13 protein-coding genes are annotated in these 17,019 nt (G+C 39.5%); 12 read left to right on the top strand and 1 reads right to left on the bottom strand.

From position 1 onward, the window contains the following. Positions 1-7: 7 nt before the first annotated feature. The 8 genes from mfd to ftsH all read left to right on the top strand — a co-directional run bounded on the left by mfd (position 8) and on the right by ftsH (position 10,801). On the top strand, positions 8-3,553 hold the full coding sequence (mfd, locus tag ACTQZM_RS04085; RefSeq protein WP_441652980.1) for a transcription-repair coupling factor: 3,546 nt from the start codon (positions 8-10) through the stop codon (positions 3,551-3,553). Positions 3,554-3,560: 7 nt separating this feature from the next. Next, positions 3,561-5,153 carry a putative polysaccharide biosynthesis protein gene (locus ACTQZM_RS04080; protein WP_441652979.1) on the top strand — a complete coding sequence of 531 codons (1,593 nt, stop codon included), beginning with the start codon at positions 3,561-3,563 and terminating at the stop codon, positions 5,151-5,153. Next, positions 5,150-5,410, top strand: a complete 261-nt coding sequence (locus ACTQZM_RS04075) for an RNA-binding S4 domain-containing protein (protein WP_016250339.1) — start codon at positions 5,150-5,152, stop codon at positions 5,408-5,410. The genes ACTQZM_RS04080 and ACTQZM_RS04075 overlap by 4 nt, the downstream gene beginning before the upstream one ends. Positions 5,411-5,538: 128 nt before the next feature. Continuing rightward, positions 5,539-5,928, top strand: a complete 390-nt coding sequence (locus ACTQZM_RS04070; protein WP_349279722.1) for an FtsB family cell division protein — start codon at positions 5,539-5,541, stop codon at positions 5,926-5,928. A 64-nt stretch (positions 5,929-5,992) separates the two neighbouring features. After that, positions 5,993-6,424: a S1 domain-containing RNA-binding protein gene (locus ACTQZM_RS04065; protein ID WP_016250337.1), complete on the top strand. Its 432-nt coding sequence runs from the start codon at positions 5,993-5,995 to the stop codon at positions 6,422-6,424. A 308-nt stretch (positions 6,425-6,732) separates the two neighbouring features. Further along, the gene (tilS, locus tag ACTQZM_RS04060) at positions 6,733-8,121 is read left to right on the top strand and encodes a tRNA lysidine(34) synthetase TilS (protein WP_441652978.1); all 1,389 of its coding nucleotides are present in this window, start codon (positions 6,733-6,735) and stop codon (positions 8,119-8,121) included. A 20-nt stretch (positions 8,122-8,141) separates the two neighbouring features. Beyond that, positions 8,142-8,690: a phosphoribosyltransferase gene (gene hpt, locus ACTQZM_RS04055; protein WP_441652977.1), complete on the top strand. Its 549-nt coding sequence runs from the start codon at positions 8,142-8,144 to the stop codon at positions 8,688-8,690. A 68-nt stretch (positions 8,691-8,758) separates the two neighbouring features. Then, positions 8,759-10,801, top strand: coding sequence for an ATP-dependent zinc metalloprotease FtsH (ftsH, locus tag ACTQZM_RS04050; protein WP_113784916.1), 2,043 nt, complete (start codon positions 8,759-8,761; stop codon positions 10,799-10,801). A 115-nt stretch (positions 10,802-10,916) separates the two neighbouring features. Here ftsH and ACTQZM_RS04045 read toward each other — a convergent pair whose 3' ends face one another. Further along, a complete protein-coding gene (locus tag ACTQZM_RS04045) occupies positions 10,917-11,963 on the bottom strand; it encodes a Fic family protein (RefSeq protein WP_441652976.1) in 1,047 nt (348 codons plus the stop codon). Positions 11,964-12,326: 363 nt separating this feature from the next. On the opposite strand from ACTQZM_RS04045, the gene hslO reads away from it, so the two are divergent. The 4 genes from hslO (at position 12,327) to ACTQZM_RS04025 (ending at position 16,258) form a co-directional block, all read left to right on the top strand. Beyond that, positions 12,327-13,214: an Hsp33 family molecular chaperone HslO gene (hslO, locus tag ACTQZM_RS04040; RefSeq protein ID WP_441652975.1), complete on the top strand. Its 888-nt coding sequence runs from the start codon at positions 12,327-12,329 to the stop codon at positions 13,212-13,214. Continuing rightward, the gene (gene dusB, locus ACTQZM_RS04035) at positions 13,211-14,209 is read left to right on the top strand and encodes a tRNA dihydrouridine synthase DusB (RefSeq protein ID WP_047334011.1); all 999 of its coding nucleotides are present in this window, start codon (positions 13,211-13,213) and stop codon (positions 14,207-14,209) included. Before hslO ends, dusB begins: the two co-directional genes overlap by 4 nt. Positions 14,210-14,315: 106 nt before the next feature. After that, complete coding sequence (gene lysS / locus ACTQZM_RS04030; protein WP_409194266.1) at positions 14,316-15,818, top strand: lysine--tRNA ligase; 1,503 nt, start codon at positions 14,316-14,318, stop codon at positions 15,816-15,818. Positions 15,819-16,090: 272 nt separating this feature from the next. Beyond that, positions 16,091-16,258: a hypothetical protein gene (locus ACTQZM_RS04025; protein WP_441652974.1), complete on the top strand. Its 168-nt coding sequence runs from the start codon at positions 16,091-16,093 to the stop codon at positions 16,256-16,258. The last annotated feature ends 761 nt before the right edge of the window (positions 16,259-17,019 follow it).

Below are 17,019 nucleotides of genomic sequence, written 5' to 3'. Positions count from 1 at the left end.
GATTTTAATGAGTTTAGCAAGAATCGTCGGAAAAGATCCGGCCATTGCGTCTTGGCAAGCAGGATTACAAGAAAGCTTATCGCGCCAACTGGTCTTAGGGTTAGCAGGTTCGGCCAAGACTTTAGCTTTAATCGATACATTTCAACAGCTAAAAAAATCAATTGTGATCATCTGTCCTAACTTGTTTTATGCCAACCAGTTAGCCGATGATTTACGTACGCAGATAGATGAAGTGTTTGTGTTCCCGGTGGATGAAGTACTATCTGCGGAGATGGCTTTTGCGTCCCCTGAAGCGAAAAGTCAGCGTGTCGCTACGTTAAATGCGATTAGCTCAGGGCAAAAAGGAATTTATATTTTGCCGGTTGCAAGTTTAAGAAAAGCTTTGCCAGCAAAAAGTACTTGGCAAGATAGTCATCTCGCTTTAAAAATCGGGGCAACCTTGGATTTAGAAGCTATCACGCAAAAATTAACTTTAATGGGCTATACAAGAGAGCAAATGTTAGCCAAACCAGGTGAATTTAGTATTCGTGGCAGCATTATTGATATTTATCCGCTTGACCAGACTTATCCATGCCGTATCGAATTATTTGATGATGAGATTGACTCTTTACGTTTATTTGATGTAGAAACCCAACGTTCGATTGAAAAGATTGAGGAAGTCTTGATTTCGCCGACGAGTGAGTATGTATTTCTTCCGCAAGATTTTATCCGCGGAATTGAAAAAGTAGAAAAGTTATTACAAAAGCGCCTGGCCGTAACTAAGCATGAAGAAGATCAAGTGCGTTTAACCGAGTATTTCCAAGAGTTGATGGAACGCTGGCGCCATTTGGAAGCCACTGATGTCGTTCATTACTATGTTGATTTACTTTACGACAAGCCAGTCACGATTTTAGATTACTTTAGCGATGAGCATTACTTTATCGTGGATGACTATGCCCGTGTAATGGAATCAGCCCGTCAGTTAGAGCAAGAAACGATGGAATGGGTAGCCCAAAAATTAGAAGAAATGCGCATTTTTTCAAGCCAAGAATTTTTCCGGGAAATCCAGCCACTCTTAACCAAACACAAGGCGCCAACTACCTTTTTCTCCCTTTTCCAAAAAGGGATGGGTAATTTGCGTTTCAAGGCGATTTGTCAGGTACAATACCGTCCGATGCAGCAATTCTTTGGACAAATGGGCTTGTTGAAGGCAGAAGTAGACCGCTTTGAACGCCAACAACAAACCGTCCTCTTTTTAGTCAGCAGCACGACCCAACAAGAAAAGTTGATGCAAGCCTTTAAAGAGCACGAAATTTATGCGGTAGAAACCACACCGGAGAAGATTTTTACTAACCGTAGTCAGATAATTGTTTCTGAGCTACAAGCTGGTTTTGAATTGCCAGAAAGTCATTTGGTGGTGATTAGCGAGCGTGAAATCTTCCAAAAAGTCGCAAAAAAACGAGCACGCCGTCAAAATATTACCAATGCCGAACGCTTAAAGAGCTATAACGAATTAAAAGTGGGCGATTATGTCGTTCATGCCAATCACGGTATCGGGAAGTATCTAGGATTGCAGACTTTGGAAGTAGATGGCGTCCACCAAGATTACATGACCATTCAGTACCAAAATGATGATAAATTGTTTATCCCGGTGACGCAGCTGAACTTAATTCAAAAGTATGTCTCTTCAGAATCTAAGCAACCTAAGATTAACAAATTAGGTGGCAGCGAATGGACCAAGACCAAGCGTAAAGTTGCCAAAAAGATTGAAGATATTGCTGATGATTTGATTGAGCTATATGCCAAACGAGAAGCGCAAAAAGGCTATGCGTACCAACCAGATGATGGCTATCAACGAGAATTTGAAGATGCTTTTGCTTATTCAGAGACACCGGACCAATTAAAGAGTGCCGCTGAAATCAAAAAAGATATGGAAAAAGCAAAACCAATGGATCGCTTGTTGGTGGGAGATGTCGGCTTTGGTAAGACAGAAGTAGCTTTGCGTGCAGCCTTTAAAGCCATTAAAGAAAGTAAGCAGGTCGCCTTCTTAGTGCCTACTACGATTTTGGCACAGCAACACTACGAGACGATTTTGGAACGTTTTGAAGGATTTCCAGTAAATGTTGGCTTGCTGAGTCGTTTTAGAACCAAAAAGCAACAAAACGAAACCATCGAACAGCTTAAACATGGACAAATTGACATTATCGTTGGCACCCATCGTTTGCTTTCTAAAGACGTGACTTTTAGTGATTTAGGTCTGATAGTCATTGATGAGGAACAACGCTTTGGAGTCCGTCATAAGGAACGTTTGAAACAATTGCGTACCCAAGTGGATGTGTTAACCTTAACTGCCACGCCTATTCCGCGAACGTTGCATATGTCGATGTTAGGTGTGCGTGATTTATCAGTGATTGAGACGCCACCTGCCAATCGCTATCCTATTCAAACTTATGTGATGGAGTATAATGCCGGGGCGATTCGTGAAGGCATTATGCGTGAGATGGCTCGAGGCGGCCAGGTCTTTTATCTATATAATCGGGTGGAGAGTATCGAAAGCAAAGTAGCAGAACTCCAAGCTTTAGTTCCTGATGCTCGGATTGCCTTTGCGCATGGACAGATGACAGAAGTTCAGCTAGAAAATACGCTATTTGACTTTATTGAAGGCCAATATGATATTTTGGTCACGACAACAATTATTGAAACTGGGGTCGATATTCCAAATGCCAATACGTTATTTGTCGAAAACGCCGATTATATGGGGCTTTCTACCTTGTATCAATTGCGTGGTCGAGTGGGCCGTAGTAATCGTGTAGCCTATGCGTACTTTATGTATGAACAGCAAAAAATCTTAAATGAAGTCAGTGAAAAGCGACTCCAAGCAATCAAGGACTTCACTGAGTTGGGTTCTGGCTTTAAGATTGCGATGCGTGATTTATCGATTCGTGGTGCGGGTAATTTATTAGGTGCGCAACAACACGGCTTTATCGATTCAGTCGGTTTTGATATGTATTCGCAAATGCTAGCTGAAGCGGTCAATCGCAAGCAAGGGAAAAATACCCAATTGGAAAAAACGATGGTCGAAATCGATTTGGGCTTGGATGCGTACTTACCAACGAGCTATATTGAAGATGAACGGCAAAAAATCGAGATTTATAAACGGATTCGCGAGTTGGATAGTCAAGAAGCACTGGACGAGTTACAAGATGATTTACTCGATCGCTTTGGAGAATATCCAGATGAAGTCGCGCATTTATTAGCAGTCGGTGAGTTAAAAATGAATGCAGAACGTGCCTTAGTAGAAGCTGTGAAAAAACAAGGACTAGCTGTCAAAATTACCTTGAGCAAAGTCGGCACGCAGCAATATGTGGTGCAAGATTTGTTTAAAGCATTAACGGCTACCAAATTAAAAGCAAATATGAACCAAGCCAAAGATAAGATGGAAATCACTTTAAGCTTGACACCAAAAATGCCGGCGATGGTCTGGCTGATGGAATTAAATCAATTTATGCAAGCTTTACGTGACATAAAATACGAAAAACAAGTCGCACAAAAACAAACAGATGTGCAGAATTGAGGATCCAATGTCCGATAAAAGTATGAAACAATTACTCAAAGGGGCGTTTATATTAACATTTGCGGCCTTTTTATCAAAAATCTTAAGTGCGGTTTATCGCGTTCCTTTCCAAAACTTTGTGGGTGATTTGGGCTTTTATGTCTATCAGCAAGCTTACCCCTTTTATGGAGTAGCGATGACTTTGGCGTTAACAGGCTTTCCGCAATTTTTATCCAAGTTTTTAGCGGAAAGTCCAAATGATTTAGAAAAACAGAAAAAAGCAGCGAAAATCTTTCCACTATTGGTGATTTTATCTTTTACGATGGCGATTGGTTTGCTGCTACTGAGTCCACTGCTTGCCAGATGGATGGGCAATGAACGATTAACTGGTGTGTTGATGGTGAGTGCCTGTACCTTTTTCTTAGTACCGTTGCTTTCTATTTATCGTGGCGCTTATCAGAGTGAATTGGCGATGCTAGCTAGTGGGGTCTCCCAGGTATATGAGCAGCTGATTCGCGTACTCATCATCATTTTGGCAGCTTTGGGATTTTCTTTCGGGTATTTTGATGTCTACCAGACGGCACAATGGGCGATGACAGGCTCAGTGATTGGTGGGATAATTGCCTTATGCATTTTAAAGAAATATCAAAAGCAACAGTTATCTTGGCTACACTTTGCTTGGCCGTCTGTGGCACAAATCAAAGAACTTTTCCAAACCGAACGCTATCTGTTATCACGCTTAATAATTGAAGGTGGCTTACTTACGCTTTATACCGGACTATTGATTGTCTTTCAGTTAGTGGATAGCTTTACAGTTGCGAACGGATTGCATCAGGCGGGGCTTTCTATGCTTGAGGCGCAAAATTTAAAAGGCATTTACGACCGTGGTCAACCTTTTGTACAATTAGGCTTAGTCGTTTCAACCGCTTTGTCTGCGAGTTTTCTGCCTAATCTGACCCGTTATCAGATGCAAGAGAAGGAATTTTCTCACCTACGTTCTAGTAAGATGTATTTGCGTTTGATAGCTACCTTGGCGAGTGCGGCTACCGTGGGGCTGATTTTAATCTTACCTTTGATGAATAAAGCCTTGTTTAGAGACACCTTAGGAAGTAGCGCCTTGAGTATTTTTGCTATTGCGATTTTTATGATGTCGATGATTCAGAGTTACCAAGCCATTGAACAAAGCAAAAATCATTTTCGACCGGCTTTTTATGCTGTTGTAGGTGCGATTGTGCTAAAAATGATTTTATCTTATCCGCTCACGATTTTCTTTTCGATTAATGGTGCGAGTCTTTCCACCATTCTTGCTTTAGGATATGCTTTGGGCTATTTTATGCTAAAGACAAGTCGTGTAGTCAATGGATTTTGGAAAGAAGATCAATTTGTGCTAAAATTAGCTGTGTGTTTATTAGTGATGACGATAGGGTTAATCGGTTATCTACAGCTTTTACCGACTGACTTATCGCGGCTGGCTTCATTAGCGGTATGTATTCTCGGCGTGATAATTGGTGCGACATTATTTTTAGTAACAGCTTTAAAAGTCCGCTTATTGACGATTCGTGAGTGGCTCTTATTACCAAAAGGAAAACAAATTTTAGTATTAATGCGAGGGAAAAAATGAGATTAGATAAATTTTTAAAAGTATCCAGAATCATTAAACGTCGCTCTGTTGCCAAGGAAGTAGCAGATAAAGGACGAATTCAAATTAATGGCAAATTAGCCAAATCAAGTAGCACGTTAAAAGTCGGCGATGTATTGCAAATTCAATTTGGCAATAAAACGCTTGAAGTCAAAGTGCTCGCTTTGCAAGATTCTACAAAAAAAGAAGATGCAAGTAAGATGTATGAAATTCTTTCTGAAAAACGCATAGAAGCTTAAAAAGAAAATGGTCTTTCTCTAAAAAAGAGGAAGGCTATTTTTTGTCTGACTTTCAATTTAGCTATCTAGACATTGTTTTTAGATATTGGTATAATTGACAAGTATGAAAGAATCAATAGGAGGCAAGGGTGTTGAAAAAGGCAAAAAAAGATAATGTACATATGTTGGATAATGCTGCAACCAAACAATTTCATGCAAGCACTAACTATACACAGCGACAGTTAATCTTTCGCAGACGTCGTTTGACCCTCCTGTTCACGATTGCCTTTATTTTGTTTGCTAGTGCAGGTGTGGCGCTTTTCAAAGATCAAATGCGTTTGCGTGAATTAAAGACTTACGCACAAGAAACAAAGGAAAAGAATAAAACGACTAAGGAAGAAAAGGCTGCTCTAGAAAAAGAAGTGGCGCAATTAAAAGACGATGACTATGTGGGTAAACTTGCTAGAAGTCGTTATTTTTATACAAAAGAAGGAGAGCTAGTTTATGTGTTGCCGGAGACTAGCGATTCAAATGATTAAGGATCCATCGTGCAAGTCACGTTGAATTATATACAAGGGTTATATTAGGAGGAACTATTTTTTTATGTCAATCGAAGTTGGAGCAAAACTACCAGGAAAAGTATCAGGAATTACCAATTTTGGTGCTTTTGTAGATTTGGGAAAGGGAAAAACCGGCCTAGTGCATATTAGTGAAGTTTCAAATGGTTTCGTCAAAGACATTAATGAAGTACTCAAAGTTGGCGATGAAGTGACTGTTTTGGTAACTGCTATAGGCGAAGATGGGAAGATTGGTTTATCCATTCGTAAAGCAATTGACAAGCCAAAAGAAGAAAAGAAGGAACATTCACACAAAAAACCATTTAACAAAAATCATAATGGCCGCAAAGAAAATGCACCTAAGCAAGACTTCGATGCGCTGATGAGTTCATTCTTAAAGGATAGCGATGATCGCCTAGCTTCTTTACGCCGCAATACAGAAGGCAAACGCGGTGGACGTGGCGGACGTCGTAGCTAATTCAAATTATTATTTCTAAGCATCAGTTAAGTACTCATTATTCCAGACGAGACTTAATTGATGCTCGTTTTATTATAAGGTCGTGAAGTAGCTCGGAAAGCCTCGAAGAAATTTATGTGCTTACCTACCGCTGAGAAAATCGGATGAAAGGGGATTTTCTCAAGCGGGAGGGCGAACTTCACAATGTCTAGCTGTTGAACGCCGAGTTATAAGGATGTGAGCCGGGTCGATTAGCTCCAAGCAGCTAAGGTTGTCCGGAATGTCGGGAAAGTCCGAGTGATGTCGCCAAATAAGGAAAGGGGTGTGCTATGGATTTAGCCAAACAATTCTATCAACATTGTCAAAAAAATGCTTTTTTTAAGCCCGGTGATCGGATATTAATTGCTGTATCTGGTGGCGTGGATTCGATGGTCTTGCTTGATTTGATGCAGCGATGTTTTGCAAAAATCCCAATGGCGGTGGTGCATTTTAACCATCAACTAAGAGAAAGTGCAGCGATAGAACAAGCCTTTATAAAAGAATATTGCCGAACACACCAATTACCTTTCTTTACGGCAAATTGGCAAGAAAAAACGACCACAAATCTTGAAGCGCAGGCAAGAAAAGCAAGATATCGTTATTTTGCCCAAGTGATGAAAGCACAAGGATTTACTTGTCTATTAACGGCCCACCATGGCGATGACCAACTGGAAACCATGCTGATGAAGTTAGTCAAGTACGGTAATTTTCAAAATCTAGCTGGTATGAAAGCCAAAAGTGTGCTTCCTGAGACCGACTTGCCATTGTACCGTCCTTTACTATTTACGGATAAAAAGACACTTTATGATTATGCGCACGAAAAGCGATTAACCTATTTTGAAGATGAAACCAATCAAAGTCTTGCCTATGCGCGTAATCGTATGCGTCATCAGGTACTGCCAGTGCTAAAAGGCGAAAATCCGCAAGCGTTAAACCAAGTGGCGCGTTTGGGTGAGCAGCTGCACTTTTTACAGGAAATCTTGGAAGAAATGCAAGATACATGGTATGATACACTTGTCAGACAAAGGTACGATACTTATCAGATTTTGCTTGAACCCTTTTTGCAACTCACACCGGCGAAACGCTATTTTGCTTTACAGGGGATTTTTCATCGCTTATCACTTAAAGCGCAGATTCCCTTAAAAGAAGCCCATGTAGCGCAAGTGTTAGACCTACTTGCCGAGAAGCGCCTTACTTTTGTACTCTCGGTAGAAAACCAGTGGCAAATTCAAGCCAGCCAAGACAAGCTAATCATTGCGCGTCAAAAAGAAAAAGTGACGAGTCAAGATTTTTGCTACACGCTCAAAGTGGGCGAGTCAATCATGATTGATGAAAATCGTTGGGTGGGCTTGTTTGTCGCAGGGGAGGAAAAAATTCCCAAAAAAGTCAAACATTTCTCAGAATTTCGCCATGAATTTTTGGCAGAATTAAATCCGGTTTTAACGTTACGCCCGAGAAAACCTGGGGATAAAATCGCGTTAAGTGCAAGTTTAACAAAAAAGGTTCGGCGGTATTTTATTGACGAAAAGATGCCGACAGCACAAAGAATGCAGGCAATTGTGGTCTTAGATGCGTCAAAAAATATCATGAGTTTGCTTCCTTTTGTGAATTCTTATTTGAGTATTGATGCTAAAACTGATAAAATACGTTACATACTGGTCTATCGATACATAGAGTAGCATTTAAGGAGGATAAGGTCATGTTGATGAATGACATTGAAAAAGTATTGATTACAAAAGAGCAAATCGCCGCTCGTTGTGAAGAACTAGGTAAGGAATTACAAGAAAAATTTGCAGGAAAAACTCCTTTAGTCGTAGGTGTCTTAAAAGGGGCTGTTCCTTTTATGGCGGATATTATTCGTGCGATGGATAGCCATGTGGAAATCGACTTTATGGATGTTTCAAGTTACGGAAATGCCTTAGTGTCATCTGGTGAGGTCAAAATTGTGAAAGATCTTGATACCAATGTAGAAGGCCGTGACATGTTAATCGTGGAAGATATTATTGATAGTGGTCGTACTTTGGCATATTTAGTAGACCTATTCAAATATCGTAAAGCAAATTCGATTACCATTGTGACCCTTTTAGACAAACCAGAAGGACGCGCGGTGGATATCGAAGCTGATTATGTTGGCTTTGATGTGCCGAATGAATTTGTGGTCGGCTATGGTTTAGATTACTGCGAACGTTATCGTAATTTACCTTATGTTGGGGTATTAAAACCTGAAATTTATCAAACAAATGAGTAAAAAAATATTGATACTTATGTTAAAATATATAGGTCAATAAAAGACAAACAAGGGCAAGGAGGAGCTCGATGAACAGAAAAAATAATAATGGTATGTTAAAAAATACCTTATATTACATCCTTGTGCTTCTTGCAATGGCGGGGATTTTAATCTTCTTTGTCGGCAATGGTAGCAGTCAGTCACCATCGATTGACTACTCGAAATTTACTGAGCAATTAGAAGACGGTAAAATCAAGTCATTTTCCGTACAACCGGCAAATGGCGTCTACAAAATTAGCGGGAAATACAAAGATGAACAAACAGTAAGTAATAACAGTGGACTTTCGATTCTAGGTTCAACTAGCACGAAGTCAACGAGTTTTACAACGATTGTCTTGCCAAATGATTCCACATTAAGTGAAATTACATCTTTGGCAGCAACACATAACGTAGATACAACCATTAAGGAAGAATCTAGCAGCGGTGTTTGGATTTCATTCTTAATTAGCATGGTGCCGTTTGTCATCATGATATTCTTCTTCTACATGATTATGGGTCAACAAGCCGGTGGTGGCGGTGGTGGCCGTGGCGTGATGAACTTTGGTAAATCAAAAGCCAAAGAAGCCGATAAAAAAGCCAACCGCGTGCGTTTCTCTGACGTAGCTGGGGCTGAAGAAGAAAAACAAGAATTAGTCGAAGTGGTGGAATTCTTAAAAGATCCACGTCGCTTCTCAGCATTAGGTGCACGTATTCCAGCTGGGGTGTTACTAGAAGGACCTCCAGGAACCGGTAAAACTTTATTAGCCAAAGCAGTTGCCGGTGAAGCAGGCGTACCATTTTACTCTATCTCTGGTTCAGACTTTGTAGAAATGTTTGTCGGGGTCGGAGCAAGTCGTGTACGTGATTTATTTGATACTGCGAAGAAAAACTCACCAGCCATTATCTTTATCGATGAAATTGATGCAGTGGGTCGTCAACGTGGTGCTGGTATGGGTGGCGGACATGATGAACGTGAACAAACCCTTAACCAATTGCTTGTTGAAATGGATGGTTTCAGTGGAAATGAAGGCGTAATCGTCATTGCTGCTACCAACCGTTCAGACGTCTTGGATCCAGCGTTATTGCGTCCAGGCCGATTTGACCGTCAAATTTTAGTCGGTCGTCCCGATGTCAAAGGTCGTGAAGCTATTTTACGCGTCCATGCGAAAAATAAACCATTGGCTGATGACGTCGACTTGAAAGTAATCGCCCAACAAACACCAGGATTTGCCGGGGCTGATTTGGAAAACGTCTTAAACGAAGCGGCTTTAGTGGCTGCCCGTCGTAATAAAACGAAAATCGATGCTTCTGATATTGATGAAGCTGAAGACCGCGTGATTGCTGGTCCTGCTAAGAAAGACCGCGTCATTAGTAAACGTGAGCGCGAAATGGTGGCCTATCACGAAGCCGGACATACCATTGTTGGTTTAGTGCTTTCTCGTGCGCGTGTTGTACACAAGGTAACGATTATCCCTCGTGGACGCGCCGGTGGTTACATGATTGCTTTACCAAAAGAAGATCAAATGTTGTTAACCAAAGACGATATGTTCGAACAAATTGTTGGTCTATTAGGTGGACGTACAGCTGAAGAAATTATCTTTGGTGTTCAATCTACCGGGGCTTCCAATGACTTTGAACAAGCCACAGCCTTAGCGCGCAGCATGGTGACTGAATATGGTATGAGTGACAAGCTTGGACCTGTGCAATACGAAGGTAATCATCAAGTCTTTATTGGTCGTGATTATGGTCAAACTAAAGCATATTCTGAACAAATTGCTTATGAAATTGACCAAGAAGTTCGCCGTATCTTGATGGAAGCTCATGATAAAGCACGTGAAATCATCGAAACGCATCGTGACAAACATAAATTAATTGCTGAAAAATTATTAGAGTTTGAAACATTAGATGCTAAGGCAATCAAGTCCTTGTTTGAAACAGGGAAAATGCCTGCACAAGATGAATCTGAATTTCCAAGTGAAAAAGCGCAAAGTTATGAAGAAGCAAAACGTGCCCTAGAAGAACGTGATGCGAAAAAACAAGCGCAATCTGATGAAGATACGACAATCACACCAGATGATACAACTGAAGAATAAGAAAAAAGCGACTGATTCTAGCAATCGGTCGCTTTTTTTAATTGTGGGTAATTAGAAAAGAGAAATGAAAAGGTTCAATTTGGTTTTTATCTTAAAATTCACTGTCTATAGTTGCTCATTGTTTTTTTACATAAAATGTCGCTCTTCCTTTACCATGTCTTTCAATGTATTCTTCTTCAGTAAGTTTTTTAAGCATATTTTCAATTGTTGCTCTTCCTACGCTAGGCACTAATTCCATAATATCACTCTTTGTAAACTTCCCTAATTTGCTATCAACGGCATTTCTCACAAGGGTTATTGTAGGTGTTTTTTCATCTACATAATCTACTCTTTCTTCAAAGTCAATGTAAGCGGCTAATATTGTTCTAAGGATATACTTGATAAATGGTAGAGGATTATCCTTATTTTCAGACCAACCGATTCCGCTTTTTTCTAAAGATACGTAATAGCTATCTTTATTTTTTTCTATTTTACTTTCTAAACTGATATATTTTCCAATAAAATATCCTTGTCTATAAAGAAGGAGTGTGGTTAATAATCGACTCATTCTTCCGTTGCCATCATTGAAAGGGTGGATGCATAGAAAATCATGAATAAAAATTGGGATTAGAAGGAGTGAATCTATTTCTTTTCTATCAAGAGCCCTGTTTAATTCGTTACAAATTTGTTCTACTGCAGCGGGCGTTTCGTATGGAGATAAAGGTTTAAATATTTCGATGGTATGACCATTTGCATCTTTTCCTACAATAGTATTCTGAGTGTTCTTATATCGGCCACCTATACCTTTCTCACTATACTTAAATAGATTTCTATGAAGTTGTAAAATATAGTTACTATTAATTGGGATGTATTCATAGCTTTCGTGGATTGTATTGAGCACATCTCTATATCCTAGAATTTCTTCTTCATCTCTATTTTTAGGTGTTGTTTTTTGATTCATCAATTCCTTAATTCTTACTGATGTCGTAACAATACCTTCAATTTTGTTAGAATCCTCTACACTTTGAATTTTAGCAATTTCCACTAATTTATCTAAAACAGCAGGCTTTCTTTGAAGAAAAAGTTCTTGTTTTCCCTTATGTTCATGAATTTGGGTGAGGAGATTTACAACTTCGCTATCCCACTTCATACTTGCTAGATTTTCATAATTAAAAATTCTCATTCGCCTACCTCCTTCACTTTTCGCCTAATTATAACTCTATTTTAGGCGATTGTTAAGGTGTTAGGCGATTATGGAGGGAAATGTATGATCAAGCAAGTAATTCGACTTTGTTATAGCGAATAATTTAGGGATTTTACCGCTATTTGATGGGCTGGATGAATACTTTATGGTGAAAAACTAAAACCTGAATCCACTGAACTTTCTGGAGTCATGTAAGATGCAATGGCGTTTGGAAATGAGTAGAGAATAGCCCCCGTGCTGTTCTCTTTTTGCAATTAAACTTTAAATTTGAATTTTTCCCGTGAATTCGGTATTATCTTTAGGTATCGAGGAAAAAGTGAAAAGAGCCAAAGGAGGAGAAAAATGGCTGATTATTTAGTAAAAGCGCTGGCCTATGATGGTGTGGTACGTGCCTATGCGGTGAATGCCACAGATACCGTAGCAGAGGCGCAAAAAAGACATGAAACTTGGCATACGGCATCGGCTGCGTTAGGTCGTGCCTTAGTGGGAACTTTGCTTTTAGGATCGACTTTAAAAGGGGAAGATAAATTAACCGTAAAAATCTTAGGTGACGGTCCAGCAGGGGCAATCATTGTCGATGGAAATGCCAAAGGAGAAGTTAAAGGATATATCCAAAACCCTAAAGTTGCCCTACCATTAAATGCGCAAGGAAAAATTGATGTCAGAGGCGCGGTGGGTACGCAAGGGTCATTTGTCGTGATTAAAGATTTAGGCTTGAAAGAACCATTTACCGGTCAAACACCGATTGTATCTGGTGAGCTAGGGGAAGATTTCACCTATTATCTAGCCTCTTCTGAACAAATCCCTTCAGCAGTTGGACTAAGTGTCTTGGTAAATCCAGATGACACGATTCAAATAGCAGGTGGATTCATGCTACAAATTATGCCGGGTGCAAGTGAAGAGCTGATTTCACGCCTAGAGCAAAAATTAGCCAGCCTGCCACGTGTATCTAGTCTTTTAGATAGTGGGATGACGCCAGAACAAATTTTAGAAACCATTTTGGATGACACGACCATTTTTTATCTTGAAACCCAACCAGTTTGCTTTAAGTGCGATTGTAACAAAGACAAATTCGCCACAGCACTGATTACTTTAGGGACCAAAGAATTACAAGAAATGATAGATGAAGATCATGGCGCAGAAACAGTTTGCTCATTTTGCGGGAATAAATATCACTTCTCTGAGCAAGACTTACAAGGATTAATCACAGAAATTGAGGAAAACAAATGACAAATACTTGGAAAATAGGCGATATTGAAATTAAAAACCGAGTCGTAGTGGCACCGATGGCTGGAATTTCTAATGCGGCATTTCGGGTGACAGTCAAAGAAGCAGGGGCCGGTCTGGTCGTGTGTGAAATGATTAGTGACCAAGGCATTCATTTCCGCAATAAAAAGACTTTAGACATGCTTTACATCGATGAGCGCGAATATCCATTAAGCGTGCAAATCTTTGGTGGCAATAAAGATAGCTTGGTAGAAGCGGCTCAGTTTGTTGAAGCGAATACTAAAGCAGCCATTATCGACATTAACATGGGTTGTCCGGTAAATAAAGTGATCAAAGCTGAAGCCGGGGCTAAATGGCTATTAGATCCAGATAAAGTCTATGAAATGGTCGATGCGGTATCTTCTGCGGTGAAATTACCGGTAACTGTGAAGATGCGTACTGGCTGGGATGAAGCGCATTTATTCGCTGTGGAAAATGCCAAAGCGGCTCAAGCAGGAGGTGCAGCGGCTTTAGCAATGCATGGTCGAACTCGGGTGCAAATGTATGAAGGACATGCAAACTGGGAAATCTTGCGTCAAGTCAAAGAAAACATCGACATTCCATTTATGGGCAATGGCGATGTCCGCACACCAGAAGATGCAAAGAAAATGTTAGAGGAAGTCGGCTGCGATGCGGTGATGATTGGTCGGGCTGCTTTAGGTAATCCATGGATGATTAAACGCACCGTCCATTATTTGGAAACGGGTGAATTATTACCAGAGCCAACCCCGCGAGAAAAGATTGATATTGCGAAAATTCACTTCGACCGTTTAATTGATTTAAAAGGGGAAAAAGTCGCTTCACGTGAATTCCGTCAACATGCTGCTTACTATCTAAAAGGCATTCCACGTGCGGCTAAAGTCAAAGCAGCGATTAACCAAACGGAAGATAAAGCAACAATGATTCAATTATTGGATGACTTCTTGAAAAAAACGGAGGAAAATCCTGTTGTGCGATAATAGATAGATGAAAAAAATCAAGCAATTCCTAAATTTCGCTTGATTTTTTCGCCTTTCATTGGCAATATTATGGATGAGTGCAAATTTTGAAACGGAGGAAAATATCTTGACTGAAATTGAAAGACAAGAAGAGTTGAATGACCAAATGTTGGTTCGTCGTGAAAAAATGGAACGACTAATCGAACAAGGCATTGACCCATTCGGTAAACGTTTTGAGCGTACCCATAACTCAAAAGAATTACACGAAGCTTATGATGACAAAACAAAAGAAGAATTACATGACTTAAACTTAAAAGCTAGCGTTGCCGGTCGTATGATGACCAAACGTGGTAAAGGGAAAGCTGGTTTTGCGCATTTACTAGATCGCGAAGGTCAAATCCAAATCTACGTGAGAAAAGATGAAGTCGGCGAAGAAGCCTATGAATTATTCAAACAAGCTGACTTAGGGGACTTTTATGGTGTGACTGGTCAAATTATGAAGACCAATACCGGTGAAGTGTCCATCAAGGCTGAAACTTTTGAAATTTTATCGAAAGCATTGCGCCCATTACCTGATAAATACCATGGACTAACCAATGTCGAACAAAGATATCGTCAACGTTACTTAGATTTAATCAGTAACCGTGAAAGTTTTGACCGTTTTATGAAACGTAGCCAAATAATCAGCGAAATTCGTCGTTACTTAGATTCTCAAGGCTATATCGAAGTTGAAACGCCTGTCTTACACAATCAAGCAGGGGGGGCAGCGGCTCGTCCATTTATCACGCACCATAACGCTTTAGATACAGACCTTTATTTACGTATCGCTTTAGAGTTACACTTAAAACGTTTGATTGTCGGCGGTATGGAAAAAGTATACGAAATTTCTCGTGTGTTCCGTAATGAAGGGATTGATACGACTCATAACCCTGAATTTACCATGTTAGAAGCTTATACTGCTTACACTGATTATAAAGATGTAATGGACCTTACAGAAGGCATTATCCGCAATGCTGCTCAAAAAGTGTTAGGTACGACTGAAATTAGTTACGATGGAGAAGCGATTGATTTGACTTCACCATTTAGACGTTTACACATGGTAGATGCCGTGAAAGAAAAAACAGGTGTCGACTTCTGGCAAGAAATGACGATTGAACAAGCACGTCAATTAGCCAAAGAACACAATGTAGAAATTACTGATGCGATGGAAATCGGTCATATTATCAATGAATTCTTTGAAACATTTGTAGAAGATACTTTACGTCAACCTACTTTTGTTTATGGTCATCCAGTGGCTGTTTCTCCACTTGCGAAGAAAAACCCTGAAGATCCTCGTTTCACTGACCGTTTTGAATTGTTCATCGTGGGTAAAGAGTTTGCCAATGCCTTTACGGAATTGAATGACCCAATCGATCAAAGAGAACGTTTTGAAGCGCAAGAACGTGAACGCGCAGCTGGTAATGATGAAGCGCATGGTGTGGATGAAGATTTCCTAGAAGCACTAGAACATGGTCTTCCACCAACCGGAGGCCTAGGAATCGGTATCGACCGTCTAGTGATGTTGCTAACTGATTCTCAATCTATCCGTGACGTCTTATTATTCCCAACTCTTAAAAACGTCGAAAAATAAGCATAATATACAAACAACGCCTAGAAGTACAGGAGACTTCTAGGCGTTTTTGAATAAGAATGTGAGGCGAGTTGATCAGCTACGAACGGATAAGTTTTTCCAAGGCATAAAGATTTTACTAGTCGAGTATGTCTATACGCCGAAGTGGCTAGCTAAGTAAATATATGAAGTTTCATCTAATGGGAATGAAAGGTCAGAAATTTATGAATCAGTTGGAAGCTTTAACGACCTACGATGAAGTTGCTAATACTAATCTATAAGGTGTCTTTGATTTGATTTTACAGGTAGTACTTGAGTACGAACTACCACAAGAAGCCTTGCCAGTGAAATCATTAATTATTTCCGATATGGAGCTTGATGTATGTAAGGTACCAAAATTCGAACAAGTCAAACGGAAATTTACTTCATTTGGTTATATCTTATCTCAAATTTCACTTTGAAATTTAGCTAGTCGTAATATTTAGCAACCAGTTATCCAAAACGAAGAAGGCACCTACTTGGTTTCGAGTGTTATCTCAGAAATTTATGAATTGGTCGCTTCTTGCTTTAAATTCTTGTCAATTTATGTTGGAAGTGATTGAAATTCCGATGCAATCAAGTGATCGCAATATAATATAAACAAATAGAAGTAATGAACGAAAAAGCGATAATTTTAGAAGAAACAGTATTATTATTATGAAAAAAGCGAATAATAAAACAAATATAGTTGTGAATGTACCAGTTTTTGCAAAAGTTTTAAAAATGACAAAAAAACTTTAAATTTCTTGTTGACCGAAAGCTGAAATCTTGGTATAGTATTACTTGTCTTTGAGATAGAGCCTTGATTTGATAAAGGTTTTCTCAAGTTAATAAATAATTTTCAAATCACTCAAAAAAATATAAAAAAACTTGTTGACAAAAAAGTTCCAAGATGATATATTGATTGAGTCGCTGAATTGAAAAACAATTCAGAAAATTATTTGAAAAAAGTTGTTGACAAACAAATTACAAAGTGTTAAACTTTAGAAGTTGTCGATGCAACACAGTAGACCTTTGAAAACTGAACAAATAAATGCAAACAACCAATGTGTAGGGTCTTTAACTTTTGAGTTAAAGAAAAATACATGCAAGCAATAGCTAGCAAAATCAATTTTGAGCTTAAAGTCATTTATGACTTATCAATACTTTTTATGAGAGTTTGATCCTGGCTCAGGACGAACGC

This window comes from Enterococcus cecorum (assembly GCF_052119425.1).
GTDB lineage: Bacteria > Bacillota > Bacilli > Lactobacillales > Enterococcaceae > Enterococcus_E > Enterococcus_E cecorum_C.
The sequence above is the reverse complement of the archived record's forward strand: the minus strand, read 5'-3'. Positions and strand labels throughout refer to the sequence as shown.

Bases quoted from the DNA above. Each gene is read 5' to 3' on its own strand.
- hpt (WP_441652977.1), top strand. From the start codon at position 8,142: ATGTTGATGAATGACATTGAAAAAGTATTGATTACAAAAGAGCAAATC.
- hslO (WP_441652975.1), top strand. From the start codon at position 12,327: ATGGCTGATTATTTAGTAAAAGCGCTGGCCTATGATGGTGTGGTACGT.
- ACTQZM_RS04065 (WP_016250337.1), top strand. From the start codon at position 5,993: ATGTCAATCGAAGTTGGAGCAAAACTACCAGGAAAAGTATCAGGAATT.
- ACTQZM_RS04045 (WP_441652976.1), bottom strand. From the start codon at position 11,963: ATGAGAATTTTTAATTATGAAAATCTAGCAAGTATGAAGTGGGATAGC.
- ftsH (WP_113784916.1), top strand. From the start codon at position 8,759: ATGAACAGAAAAAATAATAATGGTATGTTAAAAAATACCTTATATTAC.
- ACTQZM_RS04075 (WP_016250339.1), top strand. From the start codon at position 5,150: ATGAGATTAGATAAATTTTTAAAAGTATCCAGAATCATTAAACGTCGC.
- ACTQZM_RS04080 (WP_441652979.1), top strand. From the start codon at position 3,561: ATGTCCGATAAAAGTATGAAACAATTACTCAAAGGGGCGTTTATATTA.
- dusB (WP_047334011.1), top strand. From the start codon at position 13,211: ATGACAAATACTTGGAAAATAGGCGATATTGAAATTAAAAACCGAGTC.
- tilS (WP_441652978.1), top strand. From the start codon at position 6,733: ATGGATTTAGCCAAACAATTCTATCAACATTGTCAAAAAAATGCTTTT.
- mfd (WP_441652980.1), top strand. From the start codon at position 8: ATGAGTTTAGCAAGAATCGTCGGAAAAGATCCGGCCATTGCGTCTTGG.